The sequence below is a fragment of the Mammaliicoccus sp. L-M44 genome (assembly GCF_022386355.1).
GTDB classification, from domain to species: domain Bacteria; phylum Bacillota; class Bacilli; order Staphylococcales; family Staphylococcaceae; genus Mammaliicoccus; species Mammaliicoccus sciuri_A.
This window is the reverse complement of the sequence record NZ_JAJNIU010000087.1, coordinates 1-259: the sequence shown is the minus strand read 5'-3', so window position 1 is coordinate 259 and position 259 is coordinate 1. Positions and strand designations below refer to the sequence as shown.

General features: G+C 31.7%; 1 protein-coding gene. It reads left to right on the top strand.

The window, feature by feature from the left end; translation table 11 throughout:
• Positions 1-259 (top strand): transposase (locus tag LQ611_RS14315; RefSeq protein ID WP_239709681.1); only part of this gene is annotated, 259 nt, incomplete at both ends.

The window sequence follows — 259 nt, the reverse complement described above, 5'->3', positions numbered from 1 at the left end:
GAGTTAGCTCAACAACTTGAATGTTTCGAAGTTATGCATTCAATTCCTGGTATAGGGAAGCTAACAGTAGCTATGATTATAGGAGAATTAGAAGATCTTACAAAATTCAAAACGAATAAACAATTAAACGCATATGTGGGTATCGATATCAAACGATATCAATCAGGAAAAACTCAATATAGAGATACAATTAATAGACGTGGGAATAAAAAAGCTAGACGATTATTGTTTTTAGTAGTGATGAATATTATTCGAGGAC